Origin of the sequence: Amycolatopsis roodepoortensis (genome assembly GCF_014873915.1) — a bacterium.
Taxonomy (GTDB): Bacteria; Actinomycetota; Actinomycetes; order Mycobacteriales; family Pseudonocardiaceae; genus Amycolatopsis; species Amycolatopsis roodepoortensis.
Map to the genome: position 1 here is coordinate 24,567 of NZ_JADBEJ010000008.1, position 20,986 is coordinate 45,552.

19 protein-coding genes are annotated in these 20,986 nt (G+C 70.0%); 6 read left to right on the forward strand and 13 right to left on the reverse strand.

Annotation, left to right across the window (positions count from 1 at the left end):
- Position 1 precedes the first annotated feature (1 nt).
- The 3 genes from H4W30_RS37695 to H4W30_RS37705 are packed head-to-tail and all read right to left on the reverse strand — an operon-like array spanning position 2 to position 2,807.
- A complete protein-coding gene (locus tag H4W30_RS37695) occupies positions 2 to 808 on the reverse strand; it encodes an ATP-binding cassette domain-containing protein (RefSeq protein WP_192747135.1) in 807 nt (268 codons plus the stop codon).
- Complete coding sequence (locus H4W30_RS37700; protein ID WP_016338121.1) at positions 805 to 1,794, reverse strand: ABC transporter permease; 990 nt, start codon at positions 1,792 to 1,794, stop codon at positions 805 to 807. The genes H4W30_RS37695 and H4W30_RS37700 overlap by 4 nt, the downstream gene beginning before the upstream one ends.
- Positions 1,791 to 2,807, reverse strand: coding sequence for a substrate-binding domain-containing protein (locus H4W30_RS37705; RefSeq protein WP_192747136.1), 1,017 nt, complete (start codon positions 2,805 to 2,807; stop codon positions 1,791 to 1,793). The genes H4W30_RS37700 and H4W30_RS37705 overlap by 4 nt, the downstream gene beginning before the upstream one ends.
- Positions 2,808 to 2,919: 112 nt before the next feature.
- Here H4W30_RS37705 and H4W30_RS37710 point away from each other — a divergent pair, with 112 nt between their 5' ends.
- The 3 genes from H4W30_RS37710 (at position 2,920) to H4W30_RS37720 (ending at position 5,493) form a co-directional block, all read left to right on the forward strand.
- Positions 2,920 to 3,954, forward strand: a complete 1,035-nt coding sequence (locus tag H4W30_RS37710; protein WP_192747137.1) for a LacI family DNA-binding transcriptional regulator — start codon at positions 2,920 to 2,922, stop codon at positions 3,952 to 3,954.
- Positions 3,955 to 4,042: 88 nt separating this feature from the next.
- Positions 4,043 to 4,912, forward strand: a complete 870-nt coding sequence (locus H4W30_RS37715; RefSeq protein ID WP_192747138.1) for a LacI family DNA-binding transcriptional regulator — start codon at positions 4,043 to 4,045, stop codon at positions 4,910 to 4,912.
- A 47-nt stretch (positions 4,913 to 4,959) separates the two neighbouring features.
- Positions 4,960 to 5,493: a GNAT family N-acetyltransferase gene (locus H4W30_RS37720; RefSeq protein WP_192747139.1), complete on the forward strand. Its 534-nt coding sequence runs from the start codon at positions 4,960 to 4,962 to the stop codon at positions 5,491 to 5,493.
- 136 nt (positions 5,494 to 5,629) lie between these two features.
- Here H4W30_RS37720 and H4W30_RS37725 read toward each other — a convergent pair whose 3' ends face one another.
- A complete protein-coding gene (locus H4W30_RS37725; protein WP_192747140.1) occupies positions 5,630 to 6,646 on the reverse strand; it encodes a glycoside hydrolase family 76 protein in 1,017 nt (338 codons plus the stop codon).
- An 88-nt stretch (positions 6,647 to 6,734) separates the two neighbouring features.
- On the opposite strand from H4W30_RS37725, the gene H4W30_RS37730 reads away from it, so the two are divergent.
- The gene (locus H4W30_RS37730) at positions 6,735 to 8,855 is read left to right on the forward strand and encodes a molybdopterin-dependent oxidoreductase (protein WP_192747141.1); all 2,121 of its coding nucleotides are present in this window, start codon (positions 6,735 to 6,737) and stop codon (positions 8,853 to 8,855) included.
- A gap of 10 nt (positions 8,856 to 8,865) precedes the next feature.
- Here H4W30_RS37730 and H4W30_RS37735 read toward each other — a convergent pair whose 3' ends face one another.
- From H4W30_RS37735 to H4W30_RS37760, 6 genes are all read right to left on the reverse strand, one after another.
- On the reverse strand, positions 8,866 to 9,519 hold the full coding sequence (locus H4W30_RS37735) for a TrmH family RNA methyltransferase (protein ID WP_192747142.1): 654 nt from the start codon (positions 9,517 to 9,519) through the stop codon (positions 8,866 to 8,868).
- A gap of 14 nt (positions 9,520 to 9,533) precedes the next feature.
- Positions 9,534 to 9,926, reverse strand: coding sequence for a DUF2784 domain-containing protein (locus tag H4W30_RS37740; RefSeq protein WP_016338129.1), 393 nt, complete (start codon positions 9,924 to 9,926; stop codon positions 9,534 to 9,536).
- Positions 9,927 to 10,044: 118 nt separating this feature from the next.
- The gene (pyrE, locus tag H4W30_RS37745; protein WP_016338130.1) at positions 10,045 to 10,608 is read right to left on the reverse strand and encodes an orotate phosphoribosyltransferase; all 564 of its coding nucleotides are present in this window, start codon (positions 10,606 to 10,608) and stop codon (positions 10,045 to 10,047) included.
- A 46-nt stretch (positions 10,609 to 10,654) separates the two neighbouring features.
- Entirely contained in the window at positions 10,655 to 13,189 is a 2,535-nt protein-coding gene (locus H4W30_RS37750; protein WP_192747143.1) for an FtsX-like permease family protein, read from the reverse strand.
- A complete protein-coding gene (locus H4W30_RS37755) occupies positions 13,189 to 13,947 on the reverse strand; it encodes an ABC transporter ATP-binding protein (protein ID WP_126736110.1) in 759 nt (252 codons plus the stop codon). Before H4W30_RS37755 ends, H4W30_RS37750 begins: the two co-directional genes overlap by 1 nt.
- Positions 13,948 to 14,018: 71 nt before the next feature.
- Positions 14,019 to 14,501, reverse strand: a complete 483-nt coding sequence (locus H4W30_RS37760) for a PepSY domain-containing protein (protein ID WP_192747144.1) — start codon at positions 14,499 to 14,501, stop codon at positions 14,019 to 14,021.
- Between the two features lie 60 nt (positions 14,502 to 14,561).
- Between H4W30_RS37760 and H4W30_RS37765 the strand changes: the two genes are divergently transcribed.
- Positions 14,562 to 15,242, forward strand: a complete 681-nt coding sequence (locus H4W30_RS37765; RefSeq protein WP_126736112.1) for an MgtC/SapB family protein — start codon at positions 14,562 to 14,564, stop codon at positions 15,240 to 15,242.
- A 142-nt stretch (positions 15,243 to 15,384) separates the two neighbouring features.
- On the opposite strand, the gene H4W30_RS37770 is transcribed toward H4W30_RS37765, so the two are convergent.
- Positions 15,385 to 16,152, reverse strand: coding sequence for an SDR family NAD(P)-dependent oxidoreductase (locus H4W30_RS37770; RefSeq protein WP_192747145.1), 768 nt, complete (start codon positions 16,150 to 16,152; stop codon positions 15,385 to 15,387).
- A gap of 107 nt (positions 16,153 to 16,259) precedes the next feature.
- Here H4W30_RS37770 and H4W30_RS37775 point away from each other — a divergent pair, with 107 nt between their 5' ends.
- Positions 16,260 to 17,393 carry a hypothetical protein gene (locus H4W30_RS37775; RefSeq protein WP_192747146.1) on the forward strand — a complete coding sequence of 378 codons (1,134 nt, stop codon included), beginning with the start codon at positions 16,260 to 16,262 and terminating at the stop codon, positions 17,391 to 17,393.
- A gap of 55 nt (positions 17,394 to 17,448) precedes the next feature.
- Here the strand turns inward: H4W30_RS37775 and H4W30_RS37780 are convergent, their stop codons facing one another.
- Both H4W30_RS37780 and clpB read right to left on the reverse strand, forming a co-directional pair.
- Positions 17,449 to 18,159, reverse strand: a complete 711-nt coding sequence (locus H4W30_RS37780) for a type III secretion system chaperone family protein (protein WP_126736115.1) — start codon at positions 18,157 to 18,159, stop codon at positions 17,449 to 17,451.
- Between the two features lie 184 nt (positions 18,160 to 18,343).
- A complete protein-coding gene (gene clpB / locus H4W30_RS37785; protein ID WP_192747147.1) occupies positions 18,344 to 20,941 on the reverse strand; it encodes an ATP-dependent chaperone ClpB in 2,598 nt (865 codons plus the stop codon).
- Positions 20,942 to 20,986 lie beyond the last annotated feature (45 nt).

The window sequence follows — 20,986 nt, forward strand, 5'->3', positions numbered from 1 at the left end:
ACTACAGTCCTGTGTGGACGGCCGACGCGACCTCTTCGACTTCGCCGTTCTCACCGATCTTCAGCGCACCCGTGAGCAGGCCGACGACCTGGTTCATGGTGTGCGTCTTCGGTGAGACCACCGCGACCCGCTTGCCGAGGCGGTGCACGTGGATACGGTCGGCGATGTCGAACACGTGCGGCATGTTGTGGCTGATCAGCACCACCGGCAGGCCGCGTTCGCGGATGCGGTTGATCAGGTCGAGCACCTTGCCCGATTCGGCGACGCCGAGCGCGGCGGTGGGCTCGTCCATGATCACCGCCTTGGTCCCGAACGCCGCCGCCCGCGCGACCGCGACACCTTGGCGCTGCCCGCCGGACAACGTCTCCACCGGCTGCGTGATCGACTTGATGTTGATGCCGAGCTCGTCCAGGATCCGCTGCGCGTCGGCCCGCATCGTCGCGGTGTCCAGCTTCCGGAACAGCTGCCCGAAGAGATCCGTGCGCCGCTTTTCCCGGCCGAGGAACATGTTCGACGCGATGTCGAGCGCGGGCGCGACGGCGAGATCCTGATACACAGTCTCGATCCCGTAGTGGCGAGCGTCCAAAGGGGACTTGAAGTGGACGGTCTGACCGTCTACTTTGATCTCTCCGGCGTCCGGGATCACCGCGCCCGAAAGGGCTTTGATGAGACTCGACTTCCCGGCGCCGTTGTCGCCGACGACGGCGAGCACCTCGCCGGGGAACAGCTCGAAGTCGGCGCCGTCGATGGCGGTGACCCGGCCGTAGCGTTTGACCAGCCCTTGAGCGGACAACGTGGGCGTCGTCATGACTGCTGCCTCCTCGCGAACCGGTCGACGCAGACCGCGCCGATGAGCAGGGCGCCGGTGGCGACGTCCTGGTAGAGCGCGTCCACCCCGAGCTGGGTCAGCCCGGACCGCAGGACCGCGACGACCAGCGCGCCCATCATCGTGCCGAGTACCGAACCCCGGCCGCCGAACAGGCTCGCGCCGCCGAGCACCACCGCGGTGATGGAGTCGAGGTTGCCGAGCTGGAAGGCGTTCGGGTCGGCGTTCGGCACGCGGCCGAGCGCCTGCCAGGCCGCGATCCCGACGATCACGCCGGCGACGATGTACACCGAAAGGATCGTGCGGTTCACCTTGATCCCGGACAGCCGCGCGGATTCCGGCGCGTTGCCGACCGCGTAGACGTGCTTGCCCCACGGCGTCCGCGTGAGCGCGTACCAGAGTCCCAGGTACATCAGCAAGGCGAGCGTCATGCCGTAGGTGATCGGGATGCCGCCGAACAGGTACCGGCGGGTGCCGAGCCATTTGAGCAGTTCGTCGGCGACCGGGACGGCCTGCCCGCTCGCGAACAGTTTCGCGGCCGCGGTGAGCACGGTCAGGAGGCCGAGCGTGACGATGAACGGCGGCAGTTTGATCCGGGTGACCAGCGAACCGGTGACCATGCCGATCACCACCGTCGCCACGATTCCCAGCAGCAGCGCCCAGATCCCGGAGACCCCGCCGACCACGAGTTTCGCCATGATCAGCGTCGCGAGCACCATCGCGGCCGCGTTGGCAAGGTCGATCCCCGCGGTCAGGATGATCAGCGTCTGCCCGAGGGCGAGCGTGCCGATCACCAGGGACTGTTGCACCACAAGGGAAAGGTTGTCGAGGTCGAGGAAGGTGTCCGTCGACAGCGAGAACACCACGATCGCGACGAGCAGGGCCAGCGCGGGCCCGACGGCGGGCGCGCGGAGGAAGAACTCACCGATCGACGGCCGTTCGTTGCCTTTGAGGGTTGCGGTCGTCACTTCGTCCCCCAGCAGTTCTCGAGGCCCCACTTGGTGTCCTGGCTTTCCACGCCGGGGATCGGCTTGTCCGTGATCACCGCGGAACCGGTGTTCACGAACCCGCTCGGCTTCTTCCCGGTCTTGGCGTATTCGACGGCGGCGAGGACGCCCTGCTCGGCCATCTTCTTGGGGAACTGCATGACCGTGGCGGCGTACTGGCCGTCGCGCACGTTCTTGACGCCTTCGCAGCCGCCGTCGATCGAGCCCATCACGATCCGGTCGACCAGGCCGCGGGCCTGGAGCGCGGCGTACGTGCCGCGGCCCATCGGCTCGTTCATCGTGTAGACGGCGTTGATGTCGGTGGTGCGCTGCAGCAGGTTCTCCACGCCCTGCTGCGCGAGGCTCTGGTCGCCGTTCGCGGGCGTCTTGCCCTTGATCTCCGGCGACGCGTCGGTCAGCCCGATGCCCTTGAGGAACCCGGTGTGCCGCTGGGTGTCCACTGTGGACCCGGCGGTGCCGTCCACCATGAACAGCTTCGGCGGCTTGCCCGCCAGCGCGGCCTTGACGTACGCGCCCTGCTGACGTCCGGCCTCGAAGTTGTCCGTGGCGAAGGTGGCGTCGACGGCGGTGTCCGGTTCGGTCGCCGTGTCGAGCGCGATCACCAGCACCCCCGCCTTGCGGGCGCGGTCGATGGCGTCGAGCACGCCGGTCGAGGAACTCGGCGTGATCAGGATGGTGTTCGCACCCTGCTGCATGAGGTTCTCGATGGCCCGGACCTGGCCGTCGTTGTCGCCGTCGAACTGGCCGGCGAGCGCGCTGAACTCCGCGCCGTTCGCCTCGGCGGCGGCTTTGGCGGCCGCTCTCAGCTCCACGAAGTAGGGATTGGTGTCGGTCTTCGTGACCAGGCCGACCTTGGCCTTGCCACCACCGCCCGCGTTCGATCCGCCACCCCAGTGGCGTTCGACGGTGCACCCGGCCGAGGTCACCGCGAGTGCGGCGGCCATGGCGAGCGCGGCGAGACTGCGCTGTCTCATGGGGATGCCCTCCGATTCAAGGCTGTCCGTGATGGACCGGAAGGTAGACAGGGTTATGCTCAGTCGCAAGCGTTTGCGCAAACGCTTGCCAGCTGACTCCCGAGGATTGGTAATGCCGCCGTCTCGCTCGTCCCGCCCCACCCAACGCGACATCGCCGAGCTGGCGGGCGTCTCGATCACCACCGTGTCCCACGTGGTCAACGGGACGAGGGCGGTGGCCGAGGACACCAAGCTGGCGGTGCTGCGCGCGATCGAGCAGACCGGCTACACCGGCGACGCCATCGCCCGCTCGCTGGTGACCGGCGGGACCCGGTCGATCGGCGTCGCGATCTCCCTCGTCGCGAACCCGTACTTCGCCGCCCTGATCCAGGCGATCGAACGCGAAGCCGCGCTTGCCGGGTACACGGTCTTGCTCGCGGACACGCACGACACCGTCGACACGGAGCGTGAGACCGTTCGGACCCTGCGTTCGCGCCGGGTCGACGGGCTGCTGATCACGCCGTCGCCGGGCGACGGATCGGTGATCGGCGAACTCGTCTCGCTCGACGTCCCGACCGTCCTCATCGACCGGCTCTCCACCCGCACCGACGTCGACCAGGTCGGCGCGGAGAACATCCAATCGACGTCCGCGCTGACCGCGCATCTGGCGTCGCTCGGGCATCAGCGGATCGGCATGATCAGCGGCACCGCCGGGCTGAGCACCAGCGAGGAGCGGATCCTCGGCTATCGGCTGGGGCTCGGCCGCTCGGGTTTGACCTGGTCGGAGGAGCTGGTCGCGTGCGGCCAGTCCTCGCAGGCCGGTGGGGCGCTCGCGCTGAGCACGCTGCTCGCGCTGCCGGAGCCGCCGACGGCGCTGGTGGTCGCCAACGACACCATGATGGTCGGCGTGCTGCACGAGCTTCGGCGCCGCGGCCTGCGGGCGGGCGTCGACCTGCCAGTGGTGGTCTACGACGACGTCGAATGGGCCGATCTGGTCGATCCACCGCTGACCACGATGGCGCAGCCGATCGAGGAAATAGGCACACAGGCGGTACGCCTGTTGCTGGCCCGGATCAACGATCCGGCACGCAAGGCCCAGACGATGCGGATTCCGCCTACGCTCCGCCATCGCGCGTCCTGCGGATGCGCTCTCGTTCACTCACATTGATGATTGTTGGGAGACTTTCCGGTCTCGCCGCCGAGTGACGCTCCGTCAGCCGTTACCGTCATTCAAGCTCGAATGAAGGCGTGGAGCGATGACCGCACTGTCCCCGGCGTTACCCCTGTGGGAGGACACCCCTGTCACCCACCGGTTCGGGGTGGCCATGGCGATGCACGCGAACCCGTATTCGGGTGAACTGGTCCGCGCCATCCGCCGCGCCGCACGCCGTCACGGCTGCGAGATCACCCTCGCCGACACCGGGGACAGCGTCGCCGAAGAGGCCGCGGTCATCCGCGCGCTGCGGGCGGACCGCGTCGACGGCGTCCTGCTCGTCCCGGCGGCCGGCGACGAAGCGGTGATCAACGGACTGGTCCGGATGGGCGTGCCGACCGTGCTCGTCGACCGGATGGCCGGCCGCAACGACGTCGACCAGGTCGGCTCCGAGAACATCCAGGCCGTGTGCGCGCTCGTGCGGCACCTCGCCGGGCTGCGGCACCGCAAGATCGGCTTCATCTCCGGCGAAGAGGACGTGACCACCTACGAGGAGCGGGCGCTGGGCTACCGGCTCGGCCTCGGCCGCTCCGGCCTCCGATGGACGTCGCAGCTGGTCGCGTGCGGGCAGTCGACCCCGGGCGGCGCGGCCGCCGCGACGGCGAAACTGCTCGACAGCTGGCCGTCGCCGACCGCGCTCGTGGTGGCGAGCGAGGCGATGATGATCGGCGTCCAGTACGAAGCGCACCGGCTCGGCATCCGGATCGGGCGGGATCTGGCGATCGTCGGCTACGGCGACATGGAGTGGGCGGGGCAGGTGACCCCGGCGGTCACCACCATGGCTCAGCCGATCGAGGAGATCGGACGCAAGGCCGTCGAACTCCTGCTGGCCCGGATCACCGACCCTGAGCGACGACCCGAATCCGTACGGCTCGCACCGCGCTTCATCCACCGGCAGTCGTGCGGCTGCTGAGTCACAAGTCGCTGGTGAGAAGCCCGCCGCCGGGTGATGATGGCGGAATGACCGACCTGTGGACCGTGCACACCGCCGACCTCGAAGCAGGCGTGCTGAGGGCGGCACGCACTCTGCTGGACGACGCCTTCGACGGCGATTTCAGCGACCACGACTGGGAGAACGCGCTCGGCGGCATGCACACGCTCGTCTGGGAGAGCGGCGAGCTGATCGGGCACGCGTCACTGGTCCAGCGGCGGCTCGTGCACGACGGACGGGTCCTCCGCACGGGTTATATCGAGGCGGTCGCCGTCCGGTCGGACCACCGGCGGCGCGGGCACGGCGCCGCGATGATGGACGCGCTGGAGCGGGTCCTGCGGAAGGCGTACGACCTCGGGGCGCTTTCGGCGTCCGATGAGGCGCTGGAGTTCTACGCGTCGCGAGGCTGGCTGCTGTGGCGCGGTACTTCGTCGGCCATGACGCCTTCGGGTATCGAGGCGACGAAGGAGGACGACGGGTCCATCCATGTGCTGCCGGTGGGGGTCACGCTGGATCTGGACGGGGAGATCACCTGCGATTGGCGGTCGGGCGACGTCTGGTGACCTGCGTTTAGTCCTCTGAATGCGGGGCGCGCGGTCGTCTGGCGACCGTGTCGCGAAAGCCACTTTCGGGACGCCTGATGTCCCGAAAGTGGCTTTCGCGACGCACCACCTGGGGCTTCCCCCCGCATTTAGCCGACTAAATGCGGGGGTCGAGGGTGGCCGCGGCTTCCAGCAGCATCCACGCGCTCACCTGGACGGACAGGTCGCGTTCAGGAGCATCGGCGGCGAGGGGCAGCGAAGGCGCCGGAGTCGCCCAGTCCGCGCTGAAGAGCGGACCGTGCGGCGTCTCGGTGGCACCGGACCAGCAGGCGTCAGCCGACCGGATGACCAGTTCGCGCGCGATCCCGCTCGGCGCCTGCGACGCCGCGAGCGCCAGGTACCGGGCGAGGATCCCGGCGAACAGACCGCCATCGCCGCCTTCTTGCCCCCGGATCACGCCGTTCGGGGCGACATGTTCAGCGACCGCGTGGATCGTCCGCTCCACTCTGTCCATTTCGGACAGTTCGAGGCAGGCGCCAAGGTAAACCCCTTGGCAGTACGTGAAAATATGCTTGACGAGTTCACCGCTGCCGACTCGCAGGCCATCCCACACCAGTCCGGAATCCGGGTCGACGAGCCGCTCGGTCATCCAGCCGGTCAGGCCACGCGCGTGTTCGGCGGCGCCTTCGCGGGCGTGGAAGATCGCGGCCGGGCCGTTCGCGGGCGCGTTCTTGAAGTCGTCGCCGACGCGCCACCAGATCCCGCCGCCCGCGTCGTCGGTCCAGCCTTCGCGCAGCCGCGAGCTGATCGCCTCCAGCCCGCCGCGGACGTCCAGCCCGAGATGCCCGACGCGTTGCAGCGCGAGGCCGAGCCAGGCGATGTCGTCGTAGTAGTCGTTGATCCACTTACCGAAGTTGCGCAGCCGCACGGACACCACGAACCGGTCGATCAGCTTCAGCCGATCCGGTGAAGGGTCCCGCAGCTGGGCGTCGACGAGGGTGTCCAGCAGATGCGCCTGCCACCAGTAGTTCCAGTGCCAGTGGACGCGTTGTCCCGCCGACGGCGGCCAGCCGCTCCGGCCGAGCACGGTCCCGGGCAGCCCCCACACGCGGCGCAGATGCCGGTCGCGGATCGCGCGCTCGGCGATCGCGGCCCGGTCGGCGAGAGCAGTCATCGCGCCATCATCCCTTGCCCGGTGACATACCGCTCAGTATGTTGGGAGGACTCCCGAACCCGCGAGGTGCTGCAAGACCACGGCGCACGTGACCTGCCCGCTCTGCGAAGCCACCTGTGGGCTGGAGGTGACGATCGACGAGAAGAGCCTGGTCACCCGGGTGCAGGGTGACCGCGAGGACGTCTTCTCACAGGGCTACATCTGCCCGAAGGGCGCTTCGCTCGGCGCGCTGCACCATGACCCGGACAGGCTCACCGCCCCGCTGGTGAAACGCGACGGCGAGTTCGTGGAGGTCACCTGGGACGAGGCGTTCGCCGAGATCGACCGGCGGCTCCGGCCCATCATCGACGAGCACGGCAAGAACGCCGTCGCCGTCTACTCCGGCAACCCGACGGTGCACAACGCGGCGCTGGTGCTCTACGGCCGCGTGTTCTTCAAAGCCTTGGGCACCAGGAACTTCTACACCGCGACCACGGTCGACCAGATGCCGAAGCACTTCTCCTCCGGTTACCTCTTCGGTGACCCGCAGGCCATTCCCGTCGCCGACCTCGACCGCACCGAGCACCTGCTCATCCTCGGCGCGAACCCGTTGGTGTCCAACGGAAGCCTGATGACCGCCCCGGACACCCGCGGGAGGCTGCGCGGGATCCAGAAGCGCGGCGGCAAGATCGTCGTCCTCGATCCGCGCCGCACCCGGACCGCGCAGCTCGCGGACGAGCACCACGCGATCCGGCCCGGCACCGACGCGTTGTTCCTGTTCGCACTGGTCAACGTCCTGTTCGCGGAGAGCCGCGTCACGCCGGGAGAGCACGTCACCGGTGTCGACGAGGTACGCGTGCTCTCGGAGCCCTTCACGCCGGAGGCGGTCGCGCCCGCGACCGGGATCGACGCCGCCGAGATCCGCCGCATCGCGCTCGAACTCGCGAACGCCGGACGCGCCGCGGTGTACGGCCGGATGGGGACGACGACGCAGTCGTTCGGCACCGTCGCGAGCTGGCTGGTCGACGTCGTCAACACGCTGACCGGCAACCTCGATCGCGAAGGCGGCGTGATGTTCCCGCTGCCCGCGCTCTGGCGGCCGCGCCGGTCCTCGCCGTTCACCAGCGGCCGCTGGACGAGCCGGGTGCGCGGGTATCCCGAGGTGCTCGGCGAACTGCCGGTCGCCACGCTCGCGGACGAGATCGAGACGCCCGGCGAAGGCCAGGTGCGGGCGCTGGTGACCATCAGCGGCAACCCGGCGCTGAGCACGCCCAACTCCGCGCGACTCACGGAAGCGTTGCGGCAGCTGGACTTCATGGTCTCGCTCGACGTGTACCTCAACGAGACCACGCGGCACGCCGACGTCATCCTGCCCGGGCCTTCACCGCTGGAGCGGCCGCATTACGACGTCGCGCTGTACGCGCTCGCCGTCCGCAACGTCGCGAACTGGACGCCGCAGGCGCTGGGGACCGAGATGCCGCAGGAGTGGGTGACCCTGCTGCGACTGGCAGGGATCGCCGCCGGCCAGGGCCCGGACGTCGACGTGGCCGCGTTCGACACGATGGTCGCCGGCGAGACGGCGCGGCGCACCGGCGTCGACCTGGCGCTCGCCGAAGGCCGCATGGGACCGGAGCGGATGATCGACCTGATGCTGCGCGGCGGACCGTACGGGCTGAGCCTGGCCGATCTCGAAGCCGCCCCGCACGGCATCGACCTCGGCGCGCTGAAGCCACGGCTGCCGGAGGCGCTCGCCACCGCGAGCGGGAAGGTCGAGCTGGCGCCGGACGCGATCACCAAGGACGTCCCCCGCCTGCGCGCGGAGCTGGGCAAGACGCCGGACGGCGGGCTGTTGCTGATCGGACGACGGCACCTGAGCTCGAACAACTCGTGGATGCACAACCTGACGCCGCTGGTACGCGGCGGGAACCGGTGCACCGTCCAGGTTCACCCGGACGACGCCTCCCGCCTCGGGCTGACCGACGGCGGGCTCGCGGCGGTGACTTCGCGGGCGGGGAAGCTGGAAGCGCCGGTGGAGGTCACGGCCGACGTCCGGCCCGGCGTGGTGAGCATGCCGCACGGCTGGGGGCACGACCTCGACGGAACGCGGACGAAGGTCGCCGCCGCGCACGCCGGGGTCAACTCGAACCTGGTCGCCGACGAGACCCTGCTCGACGTCCCGTCGGGGAACGCGGTGCTGAACGGGATCCCGGTGGAGGTGGCCCCCGCCTAGATGTGGGAGGTCACCAGGCCTGGGAGAGGTCGGCGTGCTGCCGGACCCAGGCGTGCATGACGATCCCGGCGGCGACGCCGGCGTTGATCGAGCGGGTCGTGCCGAACTGCGCGATCGAGACGACCAGTGACGCCGTCTTCTGCGCCTCGGCCGACAGGCCCGGCCCTTCCTGGCCGAACAGCAGGACACACTCGCGCGGCAGCTCGGCGGTCTCGACGGGCTGCGAGCCGGGGGTGTTGTCGACGGCGACCACGGCGAGCCCTTCCGTCGCGGCGAAGGTCAGCAGCCCATCGACGTCCTCGTGGTGGAGAAGGTGCTGGTAGCGGTCGGTCACCATGGCGCCGCGCCGGTTCCAGCGCCGCCGTCCGACGATGTGCACCGCGGCGGCGGCGAAGGCGTTCGCCGTCCGGACCACGGTGCCGATGTTGTGGTCGTGCTGGAAGTTCTCGATCGCCACGTGGAACGGGTGCCGACGGCTGTCCACATCGGACACGATGGCCTCGCGCCGCCAGTAGCGGTACGGGTCGACGACGTTGCGGCGGTCGCCGTTGGCCAGGAGTTCGGGGTCGTAGCGCTCGTCCGAGGGCCACTCGCCCTCCCACGGACCGACGCCGACCTCTTCCTTCGCCACCCATTCGGTGGGACCGGCTTCTTCGAGACTCACCGGGTGATTGTCACTCAGCCCATGCTGACGCGGTGCGCCGGTGCGTCCCCGTCGTGGTGGCGGTGACGCCAGCGCTGGTACGCGCCGATGTAGGAGATGATCACCGTCGCCATCGCGATCACGACGACGACCGGCAGCGACGAGCGCGGGAACACCGTGTCGTAGAGGTAGTACGCGTTGAAGCCGCCGGGCAGGTCGCCGAGACCCTGCTGGTGCCGGAAGTAGTTCTCCGCCGCCGTCAGCGGGCAGGGCCACGGGAAGACGTTGACAAGGACCCCCCATGCGGCGAAGAACACATGCACGAAGATCACCTTCGGCCACCGCCACGCGAGGAAACCACCGAATCCGATGAACAACAGCGCGAAAATGTGCACCGCGACTGTCACGTTCGCCAGGAAACCCGCCACCTCAAGCCCCCTTTCACACCCCTACCTGCGACGTTACCCCTCTCGTATTGAGAAACGCTCACGAAAAAACGGGGCATCCTCCGTTCGCACGGAGGATGCCCCGTTCGGGACGCTTTACTCAGGACAGACCGAGATCGTCCTTGTTCAGAATGTAACGGTATTCGAGGCCTTCCTTCTCGATGGCCTCGCGCGCTCCGGTGTCCCTGTCGACGACGGTCGCGACGCCGACCACGTTCGCTCCGGCCTCGCGCAGCGCCTCGACGGCGGTGAGCACGCTGCCGCCGGTGGTCGAGGTGTCCTCGACGGCCAGCACGCGCTGCCCCAGCACCTCGACGCCTTCGATCCGGCGCTGCATGCCGTGTTCCTTGACAGCCTTCCGGACGACGAACGCGTCGAGCACGACGCCGTCGGTCGCCGCGGAGTGCAGCATCGCCAGTGCCACCGGGTCCGCGCCGAGGGTCAGGCCGCCGGCGGCGACGTAGTCCCAGTCGTGCGTGAGCTGGCGGAGCAGCTTCCCGATGAGCGGGGCGGCCGCGTGATGCAGCGTCGCCCGCCGGAGGTCGATGTAGTAGTCGGCTTCCTTGCCAGAGGACAAGGTCACCTTGCCGTGCACGACGGCCAGTTCACCGACCAGTCTCGCCAGTTCGAGTTTCGCCGCTTGATCAACACCGGGGTACGCCACGGCCGAGAGTCTTACACACGGCCCGCCGGGTCCTTCGAAGGTAGCTCTAGTCATTGCCGGCCGTCGCCGCGTCGACGGCCTGGCCGCGGGTCGCCGCCCAGGCCGGGACCAGGGTCGCCGCCAGCGCGAGCGCCGCGGCGAGCCCGATGATGGTCAGGTAGATCAGCGGCGAGCCCATCGGCAGCAGGGAATCGGCCGCCACCAGGCAGAACGGGACTATCGAACCCGCCGCGGCGACGGTGCCGAGCACGATCCCGACCAGCGCGACGAGCCCGCCTTCGAACCCGGCCATCCGCAGCACCTGCGCCCTGGTCGAGCCGGTGAGCCGCTGGAGACCGAACTCGCGGCGCCGCCGGACGGTCGCCATCACGAGCGTGTTCGCGACCGAAATCACCGTGTACGCGATGATCATCCCGACCAGCAGGTAGTTCACCCACGCGCCGACGGCCTGGTCCTTGTCGTGCGCCGCGACGAGCGCCGCGCGATCGCCGACGGACACCGGCAGCCCGGCCGTCGCCTCGCGAAGCCGGTCGGTGAGCGCCGCCGGATCGACGTCTCCAGTGGCGCGGACCAGCATCTGCGGGGCGAGCCCGGCGGTGGTGTGCGGGGCGAGGAGACCGGCCGGGAGCAGCAGGCTCTCGAAACCGGGCCGCTGGCTGGTCACCGCGACGACCTCGACGTCGACCGGGGTGCCGTCCCCGAGCCGGAGGCCCACGGTGTCGCCGACGCCGCGGCCGAAGTCCTTCGCGAAGACCTCGGGGAGCGCGACGGTCATACCGGTCAGCGCCTTCAGGTCGCCCTGGACCACCTTGGTGTCGGTCGTCGCACCCGCCCCGGAAGCGGTGAGGCCGACCGCCGGGCGCCCCTCGTCGGAGGAGTCGTACGGATTCTCGAGGAACACGCTGCTGGTGACGTACTCGGACGCTCCGGCGACACCGGGCACGCCCTGGATCCGCTGGACGAGATCCGGGGACAGCCCACCTGCCGCGGAGGCGATCACGGCGTCGGCGCGGACGTCTTCGGTGAAGGCCTGGTTCGCCAGCTCCTGCTGGGTGGTCTGCAGGTAGATGTTCGCGGTCGCGATCCCGACGGCGAGCATGATCGGGGTGACCGCGCCCGCCGCCCGGACGATGCCCGCCCGGGTGTTGAGCACCGCGAGCCGGGCGTCGATCCCACCGAGCAGCCGCATCGGCCACTGCAGGATCGCTGTCATCACCTTCGCGACGCCGGGGGTGATCATCGCGACGCCGAGCGCCCAGAGGATCACCGCGGGTCCGGCGGTGCTGGCCGCGATCGGGCCGGTCATCACCGCGACGGTCACGATGGCCAGCGCGGTGCCGCCGCCGAAGCAGAGCACGGCGACGATGACGCGGGTCGGAGTCAGCCAGCGGCGGGTCACCGCGGCTTCGGCGAGCGCCTCGGTCGGCCGGATCTTCCCGGCACGGCGGCCCGCGAAGAAGGCGGCGATGAACACCGCGAGCATCGCGGCCCCCGCGCCGACGACGGCGGGCAACCAGCCCTGGTAGAACCGCAGGACCGCGGGCACCACACCGTTTTCGACCAGCTGCCCGAACAGCCACTCGCCGAGGAACGGGCCGAGTACCGCGGCGAGCGCGGTGGCGAGCAGGCCGACGGCCAGCGCTTCGCCGAGCACCATGCGCCGCAGCTGGCGCGGGGTCGTGCCGATCGCCCGCATCAACGCGAGTTCGCGTGAACGCTGCTGGGTGGACAGGCTCAGCGTGCTGGCGACGACGAACATCGCGACCATCACCGAGAGCCCGCCGGACACCGCGGCGATGACGATCAGGTTGGAGCCGCTCGAATCGGCTTCGGGGAATTCCGCGACACCCCGGTCGATACCGGTCAGGACGTTCGCCCCGGTAGCGACCTCGGCGACCTTCGCCTGCACCGCTTCGACGTCCGCGCCCGGCGTGGTGAAGACACCGATGACGTCGGCCTTGCCGGGGTGCCCGGAGAGCCGGGCGGCGTCGGCGGCGGAGAAGAACACGGCGGCCTGCGTGATCGAACGCGGCGCACCGGCCACACCCGCGACGCGGAACGATTCGATCTTGCCGCGCGCGGCGACCTCGACGACGTCGCCGGGCTTGGCCTCCGACGTGGATTCGACGACCACCTCGCCCGCGGCGGGCGCGGCACCCGCGGCCAGCGAGTACGGCGTCAGGACGGCGGAGTCCCAAGCGTGGCCGAGCGCGGGCTTCCCGCCCGCCGCGAGCGGGAAGCTCACTTCGCCGACGACGTTCGAGACGCCGGGAACGGACCTCAGCCGGGAGACCAGCCCGTTGTCGAGCCGGACGCGTTCGGGGAGCCGCGCGTCCTCGAACTTGCGCTTGTCGTCGGCTTCGAGGGAGGCCGGATCCTCCTTGGGCAGCGCGAAGGTCTGGCCGCCGGTGACGAGGATCGGCGCGGCCGCGAGACGCTGCGGCTCCGCGTTGCTGCGGATCCCGGTCTCCATGAGGCCACCGCAGGAGGCAACGATCAGCGCGCCGAAGAAGACGGCGATGAAGGTGCCGATGAAACCGCCCTTGCGCAGGCGCAAGGTCCGGAAGGCGAGTCGCAGCATCACGCACCCGCCCTGACCGAGCCGCCCCAGGCACCAAGGTGGGTCATGCGTTCGGCGACGACGTCCGCGGTCGGCGCGTGCAGCTCGTCCGCGATCCGGCCGTCGGCGAGGAAGATGACGCGGTCCGCGTAGGAGGCGGCCATCGGGTCGTGGGTCACCATGATCACCGTCTGACCGGTGCTGCGGACCGAGTCGCGCAGCAGCGCGAGGACCTCGGCGGCGGTGCGGGTGTCGAGCGCGCCGGTCGGCTCGTCGGCGAAGACCACCGCCGGCCGGGTGACCAGCGCCCGCGCGATCGCGACGCGCTGTGCCTGCCCACCGGAAAGTTCGCCGGGCAGATGCTTGCGACGGCCGGAAAGCCCGACGCGCGCCAGCATCTCCTCGACCACGCGGCGATCCGGCTTGGCGCCGGCGAGCTGCTGCGGAAGCGTGACGTTCTGCTCGACGGTCAGCGCCGGGAGCAGGTTGAAGGCCTGGAAGATGAAGCCGACCCGGTCGCGGCGCAGCTTCGTCAGCTTCGTCTCGCTCATCCCGGCCAGCTCCTGCCCGTCGAGCACGACGGACCCCGACGTCGGCCGGTCCAGCCCGGCCGCGCAGTGCAGGAAGGTGCTCTTGCCCGACCCCGACGGACCCATCACCGCGGTGAAGCCGCCGCGCGGGAACGCCAGCGTCACCCCGTCCAGAGCGACGACGCCCTTGCCGTATTCCTTGCGGACGCCGTCGAGCCGGACCGCGTCACCGTTCCACCCAGTGTTCATGGGGAAAACACTAGGAATCCCAGGTCGGAAGCACCCTGGGGCGAGCGTGCGTCTCCTTGGTAGGGCGGGCCCTACCTGACCGCGCCGGTCCGGGCGTCGACGTCGAGGTCGTGCTCGATCCCCTTGCCGTCGCGGAGCCCGACCTCCCAGACGAGGGTGCCGTCGGCGGCGTAGTCGACCTCCATCTCGTCGAGCTCGCCCGGCTGGCGTTGCTGCGCGGCTTGGAGCGCCTTGACCGCGTCGACACCCGCCTGCTCGACCTTCGCCAAATCGTCGCTCGGCTTCGAGGCCTGCTGCTGGCCGAGGACCTGGCCGCCATCCCGGCTCACGCGCACCTTGTGTTCCTGCCCGTGTGACGCGACCTTGATCTCCCACCCGTCGTTCGCGGGCTCCACGTCGAACACCCGCCCGTCGGGCAATGCGCCTGCCGCCGTTTGGATCGCCTTCACCGGCTGGGCCGCGACCGGCCCCGGTGTCGCCGGGGCGGGCGCCGGTTCGGTGGAACACGCGGCCAGCGCCAGCACTCCCGCGATGACAAGAAGTGATGACCTCATGATCCACGCGTACCCGCCCGGCACGGGCTCGAACCGTCGTCAGGCCGATGGCACTGTGGAGTGATGGTCTCGAACGGACAGGGCTGGCTCCAGATCGGCGAGCTGACGACGGCGTTCGCGCTTTCGGCGGCGATCGGGCTGGAACGGCAGCTCAGGGGCAAGAGCGCCGGGCTGCGGACCCAGACCATCGTGGGCACCGCGTCCGCGTTGATCCTTTTGGTCAGTAAGTACGGTTTCGGCGACATTCTCACGAGCGGGCAGATCGTCCTGGACCCGTCCCGGATCGCGGCGCAGATCGTCTCCGGTGTCGGTTTCCTCGGCGCCGGGCTGATCATCACCCGGCAGGGCGCGATCCACGGGCTCACGACGGCCGCCGCCGTCTGGGAGACCGCGGCCATCGGCATGGCGGCGGGCGCCGGCCTGCTTCTGCTGGCGGTCGTGGTGACGGCCCTGCATTTCGTGGTGGTGCTCGGTTTCACCTGGCTGACCGGGCACCTGCCCGGCGGCACGGGGACGACCAGGCTCCGCGTGAGTTACGTGGACGGGCAGGGTGTCCTGCGCGACCTGCTGGCGCTGTGCACGAGCCGCCGATGGTCGATCACGTCCCTGCGGATCACGGACGACCGCGACGGTGAGGTGACGGTGTCGCTCGACCTCACCGGGCCCGATCACGCCGCCGCGCCCACCGTGCTCGCCGCGACCGACGGCGTCCGGTCGATCGAAACCGCCGACGACGATTAGGCGGTGTCCTGCGTCGTGAGTGGCAAGGAGGGTCCTAACCGTCTTTTTCACTCACGACTCAAGCAGCAGGTTGCGAAAGCCACTTTGGCAACCTTCAACGTTGCGAAAGTGGCTTTCGCAACGTCGGGGCCAGGGCGCGGCCTCAGGTGCGGCCCTTGCCGCCGAAACCGCCGCCGAGCTTGCGCAGCACCGCCCTCGGCAGCAGCCCGCCGACCGCGACGAGCACCTTGTACTGCAGGCTCGGCACCGAGATCACCTTGCCGCGGCGCAGATCCGCGAGCGCCTCGTCCACGACCTGTTCGACGCCGAGCCAGAACGCCTTCGGGCCGGGCTTGTCCAGTCCGGCCCGCTCGTGGAACTCGGTGGTGGTGAACCCGGGGCAGAGCGCCATCATCCGGATGCCGTCCGGCAGCGACGTGGCGATGCCCTCGGTGAACGAGGTGACCCAGTTCTTACTGGCCGTGTACGTCGAACCGCGGCCGCTGAAGAAGCCGGCGACCGAGCTGACGTTGATGATCGCGCCCTGGCCGCGGTCGATCATCGCCGGCAGCGCCGCGCGGGTCAGCCGCAGGACGGCGGTGACGTTGACGTCCAGCTGACGCTGCAGCGCGTCCGGCGGGATGGTCCAGAAATCGCCGTTGAGCCCGAAGCCCGCGTTGTTCACCAGCAGGTCCACCGGCACCTCGGCCAGGCGGTCCTCGACAAGGGCCCGTCCGTCCACTTCGGACAGATCGGCGGGCAGGACCACGACGTCGACGCCGTGCGCCTCGACCAGTTCCGCGGCGAAACCCTCCAGCCGGTCGACGTCGCGGGCGACGAGCACGAGGTCGTATCCCTCGTCGGCGAGCCTGCGCGCGAACTGCGCGCCGATGCCGGCGGTGGCGCCGGTGATCAGGGCGGTCTGTGTCATATCGGGAACCTACTCCTCGGTCGGGTCCGGCTGAGGCAGGCGTGAGGGTCACCCACCGTGGGGATTTGACGTGCAACCGCCGGAGTCGGGAAGTATCGTCCGCCCCCATGGGGAAGCACAGCAGGCGAAAGCCGAGCTACCTGCCCAAAGTCGCGGTCGGCGCGGCGCCACTGGCGCTGTTGCTCGCCGGCCCGGCCACCGCGCTCGCCACCCAGACCGATCCGTCGATCCCGCTTCCTCTCGATCACCAGCGCGAAGGCAGCCTCGATCGCGGAGTCGGCTTCACCAGCGAAGACGACACGACCGTCTTTCGCAGCTTCTTGACCAACACCGAACGGAACGTCTTCAGCAAGGACGTCGGCGACGCGAAGGTCATCGCGGACGTCCGCCGCTCGGTGAGCGAGACCATCGAGACCCGCGACCGGGTAACGGCCGGTCCGGACAAGGTCGGCGCGCTCGCCGCGACGAAGACGTCCGAGGCCGTCAAGCAAGGCCAGCGGGAAGCGGTGAAGGTCGACCGCTACGGCAGCGTCGTCGCCGGGAACGAGACCGAGCTCGAACGCACCGGCGCACGCCTGACCGAGGTCGCGCTCGACCCGCGCACCGGCGTCCCCACCCTCGTGTCGGAGGACAGCCGCGCCCTTCGCGTGGCCGAGGGGACCTATCACGCCGTTCGCCCGCTGCCCAGGGTCGGCGTCATCAACGAGACGGAACAGCACACCGGCGGCACGCTCGACCGGGCGCTGGCGCTCGACGGAGGTTTCTCCGGTGACCTCGGCGGCGTGCTGGAGGCCGGGCGGTCGTCCGGGCACGCGGTCGACGTCGGCGATTTCGCCGCTGTCGGGTCGACCTCGGCGCAGCACGGCAACGGCCGGTTCAGCGGTGTCCTGCCGCTCGGCGTCGGCTCGGGCGCGGGTTACGGCCAGGAGCACGCCCTCGGCGGCACCATCGGCCCGGCGACCGGGCTGGTCACCACCGACCAGGACCTGAATCTGGCGCAGCACGGCGCCGGGTTCACCGGATCGGGTTCGCACACGATCAGCGGCGACCTCGGTATCGGTGATGTCGCGTCCGTCCGCGGCACCTCGACGTCGTCCGTGCGCGGGGTCCTGCCGACCGCCGATCCCGCACAGGCAGGGCAGCTGACGCAGTCCGGGACGCTCGACCTGACCCTGCTCGGCCGGCCGGCGCACACCGGTTTCATCGCCGGGGCGCTCCCGCTGGAGCTCAAGCGGTCCTGATCAGCCCGAACCCCGCCCCACCGCCACCCTCAAAGGCCTGACTGCGCCAGGCTGACTAATTCCCGGGCTCGATGTCGTCGGCGGCCTCGGCCTGCCAGTGACGGCCCGGGGTCGAGGCGTTGTCGTACTCCTCGTCGAACGGGTCCACGATGTCGGCGATCTCGCCGAGGTCGCGCAGCAGCCGCTCGAGCCGCGACGGCCCGGCGTTCGGGGCGACGCTCGCGAGCACCCACTCGTTCTCCAGCCACGCCACGCCGACGTCGCCGCCGAGCGAGTCCGCCGCGTCGACGAGATCCTGCGTGATCACCTTGCGGGCACCCTCGGAATCGTCCGCGAAGGCGTAGCGCTGACCGATCGGGCCGAGCATCTCGGGCATGTCCTGGCGCTGGAACGGCACGCTGGACAGCCACATCTCCAGCGGCACCTCGTGCACGCGGTTGCACCGCACGGCGACCACGACCGCCGGGATCTGGCCCTCGGTCTCGATGTCGAAGATGAAGACCGGACGCCGCCCGTCGGAGGTGAAGGTCGACCCGGCGACGACGTTGACCGCCAGCTGGGCACCGAAGTACCCGATCGCGCCGTTGGACCACTGCCGCGGCAACCGTTCGTCCTCTTCGACGAACTGCCAGCCGCGCAGCTCGGCCCAGCGCATGCGCTCGCGATTGCGCGAGCCCTCCTTCGCCCGGTCGGCCGCGAGCAGCGCCAGCCCCGCCACCAAGGCGACGGCGGCGATGACGAACCAGATCCACGCCGGAATACCCACGCCGGTCAGGGTATCCCCCTGCCCTCACCGGATGTGACCGCCGGGCGCCGTGTCGCGCCACCCCTTTCGGTGCCGCGCCCGGGAAAGACCACGAAAGACGCAAGGAAAGGTCGACAAATCGCTGTGTCGCCAAGGCTCGTGAGTGGCAAGGACGGTTCTAACCGTCCTTGCCACTCACGAGGACTCAGTCGACCCGCGTGACCGTCAGTGCCTCCGACGCCTCCTGGGCCGGGATGTCCACCCGCACCGTGTCGCCGTCCCGGATCTCACCGGCCAGCAGCTGTTTCGCCAGCTTGTCGCCGATCGCCGACTGCACGAGCCGCCGCAGCGGCCGCGCACCGTAGATCGGGTCGAAGCCGTTCAGCGCGAGCCACTCGCGGGCCCCGTCGGTGACCTCCAGCGTCAGGCGGCGCCGCGACAGCCGCGCGGCGAGCCGCTCGATCTGGATGTCCACAATGGACGTCAGCTCGTCGGTGCCCAGCGCGTGGAAGACCACGATGTCGTCCAGCCGGTTCAGGAACTCCGGTTTGAACTGCCGCTGCACCACCGACATCACCGCGTCGTTGCGCTGACGCTCTTCGAGCGACGGATCGGCGATGGCCTGCGAGCCGAGGTTCGACGTCAGCACCAGGATCGTGTTGCGGAAATCGACCGTGCGGCCCTGGCCGTCGGTGAGGCGTCCGTCGTCGAGCACCTGCAGCAGCACGTCGAACACGTCCGGGTGCGCCTTCTCGACCTCGTCCAGCAGCACCACCGAATATGGCCGCCTGCGCACCGACTCGGTCAGCTGGCCGCCCTGGTCGTAGCCGACGTAGCCCGGAGGCGCCCCGACCAGGCGCGCCACCGAATGCTTCTCGGCGTACTCGCTCATGTCGATCCGCAGCATCGCGCGCTCGTCGTCGAACAGGAACTCGGCCAGCGCCTTCGCCAGCTCGGTCTTGCCGACACCGGTCGGGCCGAGGAACAGGAACGAACCGGTCGGGCGGTCGGGGTCGGCGACGCCGGCCCTGGTGCGGCGCACCGCGTCCGAGACGACCTGCACGGCCTCCTTCTGCCCGACGACCCGCTTGCCGAGCTCCTCCTCCATCCGGAGCAGCTTGCCCGTCTCGCCTTCCAGCAGCCGCCCGGCCGGGATGCCGGTCCACGCGCTGACCACGTCGGCGACGTCGTCCGCGCCGACCTCTTCCTTGAGCATGACGTTCTGCTGGCTGACCTCGCTGGCCGCGGTCGCGGCCTCGAACTCCTTCTCCAGCGCGGGAATCCGGCCGTAGCGGAGTTCGGCGGCCTTGCCGAGATCGCCGTCGCGTTCGGCGCGTTCGGACTCGCCGCGCAGCTGCTCCAGCTGCTCCTGAAGTTCGCGGACGCGTTCGATCGAGCCCTTTTCGTTCTGCCAGCGCGCGGTCAGCGCCGTCAGCGTCTCCCGCTTCTCGGCCAGTTCCGAACGCAGCGCGGCGAGGCGTTCCTTGGAGGCGGCGTCGTCCTCTTTGGACAGCGCCATCTCCTCGATCTCCATCCGCCGCACGGCGCGCTCGACCTCGTCGATCTCGACGGGCCGCGAGTCGATCTCCATGCGGAGCTTCGACGCGGCCTCGTCGACCAGGTCGATCGCCTTGTCCGGCAGGAACCGGGCGGTGATGTAGCGGTCGGACAGGGTCGCGGCGGCGACCAGCGCGGCGTCGGTGATGCGCACACCGTGGTGCACCTCGTACCGTTCCTTGAGCCCGCGCAGGATGCCGATGGTGTCCTCAGTGGACGGTTCGCCGACCAGCACCTGCTGGAAGCGCCGCTCCAGCGCGGCGTCCTTCTCGATGTGCTGGCGGTACTCGTCGAGCGTGGTCGCGCCGACCATCCGCAGCTCACCGCGGGCGAGCATCGGTTTGATCATGTTGCCCGCGTCCATCGCGCCCTCACCGGTCGCGCCGGCGCCGACGATGGTGTGCAGCTCGTCGATGAACGTGACGACCTCGCCCGCGGAGTCGGTGATCTCCTTGAGCACGGCCTTCAGCCGCTCTTCGAACTCACCGCGGAACTTGGCGCCAGCGACCATCGAGCCGAGGTCCAGCGCCACCACGCGCTTCCCGCGCAGCGACTCCGGCACGTCACCGGCGACGATGCGCTGGGCGAGCCCTTCGACGATGGCCGTCTTGCCGACGCCGGGTTCGCCGATCAGCACCGGGTTGTTCTTGGTGCGGCGCGAGAGCACCTGCACCACGCGGCGGATCTCGGTGTCGCGGCCGATCACCGGGTCCAGCTCGCCGGCGCGGGCGCGCTCGGTCAGGTCGACGCCGTACTTCTCCAGCGCCTTGAACGTGCTTTCGGGATCCGCGCTGGTGATCCGCGCGGAGCCGCGCACCTTGGCGAACGCCTCGCGCAGCGCGTCGGGGGTGGCTCCGTGCCGCTTGAGCAGCTCGGCCACCGGCCCGCCTTCGGTGGCGAGGCCGACGAGGAGATGCTCCGTCGAGACGTACTCGTCGCCGAGCTCGGTCGCGAGCTTCTGGGCGTGCGTCAGCGCCTTGACCGCGTTCGTGTCGAACTGCGGGCTCGACACGGTGGCGCCCGTCGCCGACGGCAGCGCCGCGATCAGCGGCTCCAGCTCCTTGTGCACCTGCGCCGGATCGGCCCCGACCGCGGTCAGCAGCGGTGCGGTGAGCCCCTCACCCTGCGCCAGCAGGGCGCCGAGCAGGTGCGCGGCCGCCACGTGCGGGTTGCCCGCCATCGTGGCCGCCTGCGCCGCCGACGAGATCGCCTGCTGGGTCTTCGTGGTCGGGTTGAAAGCGTCCATCCCTCACCTCGTACTAGGTCGTGCAAAAGCTTGTCGACAGGTACA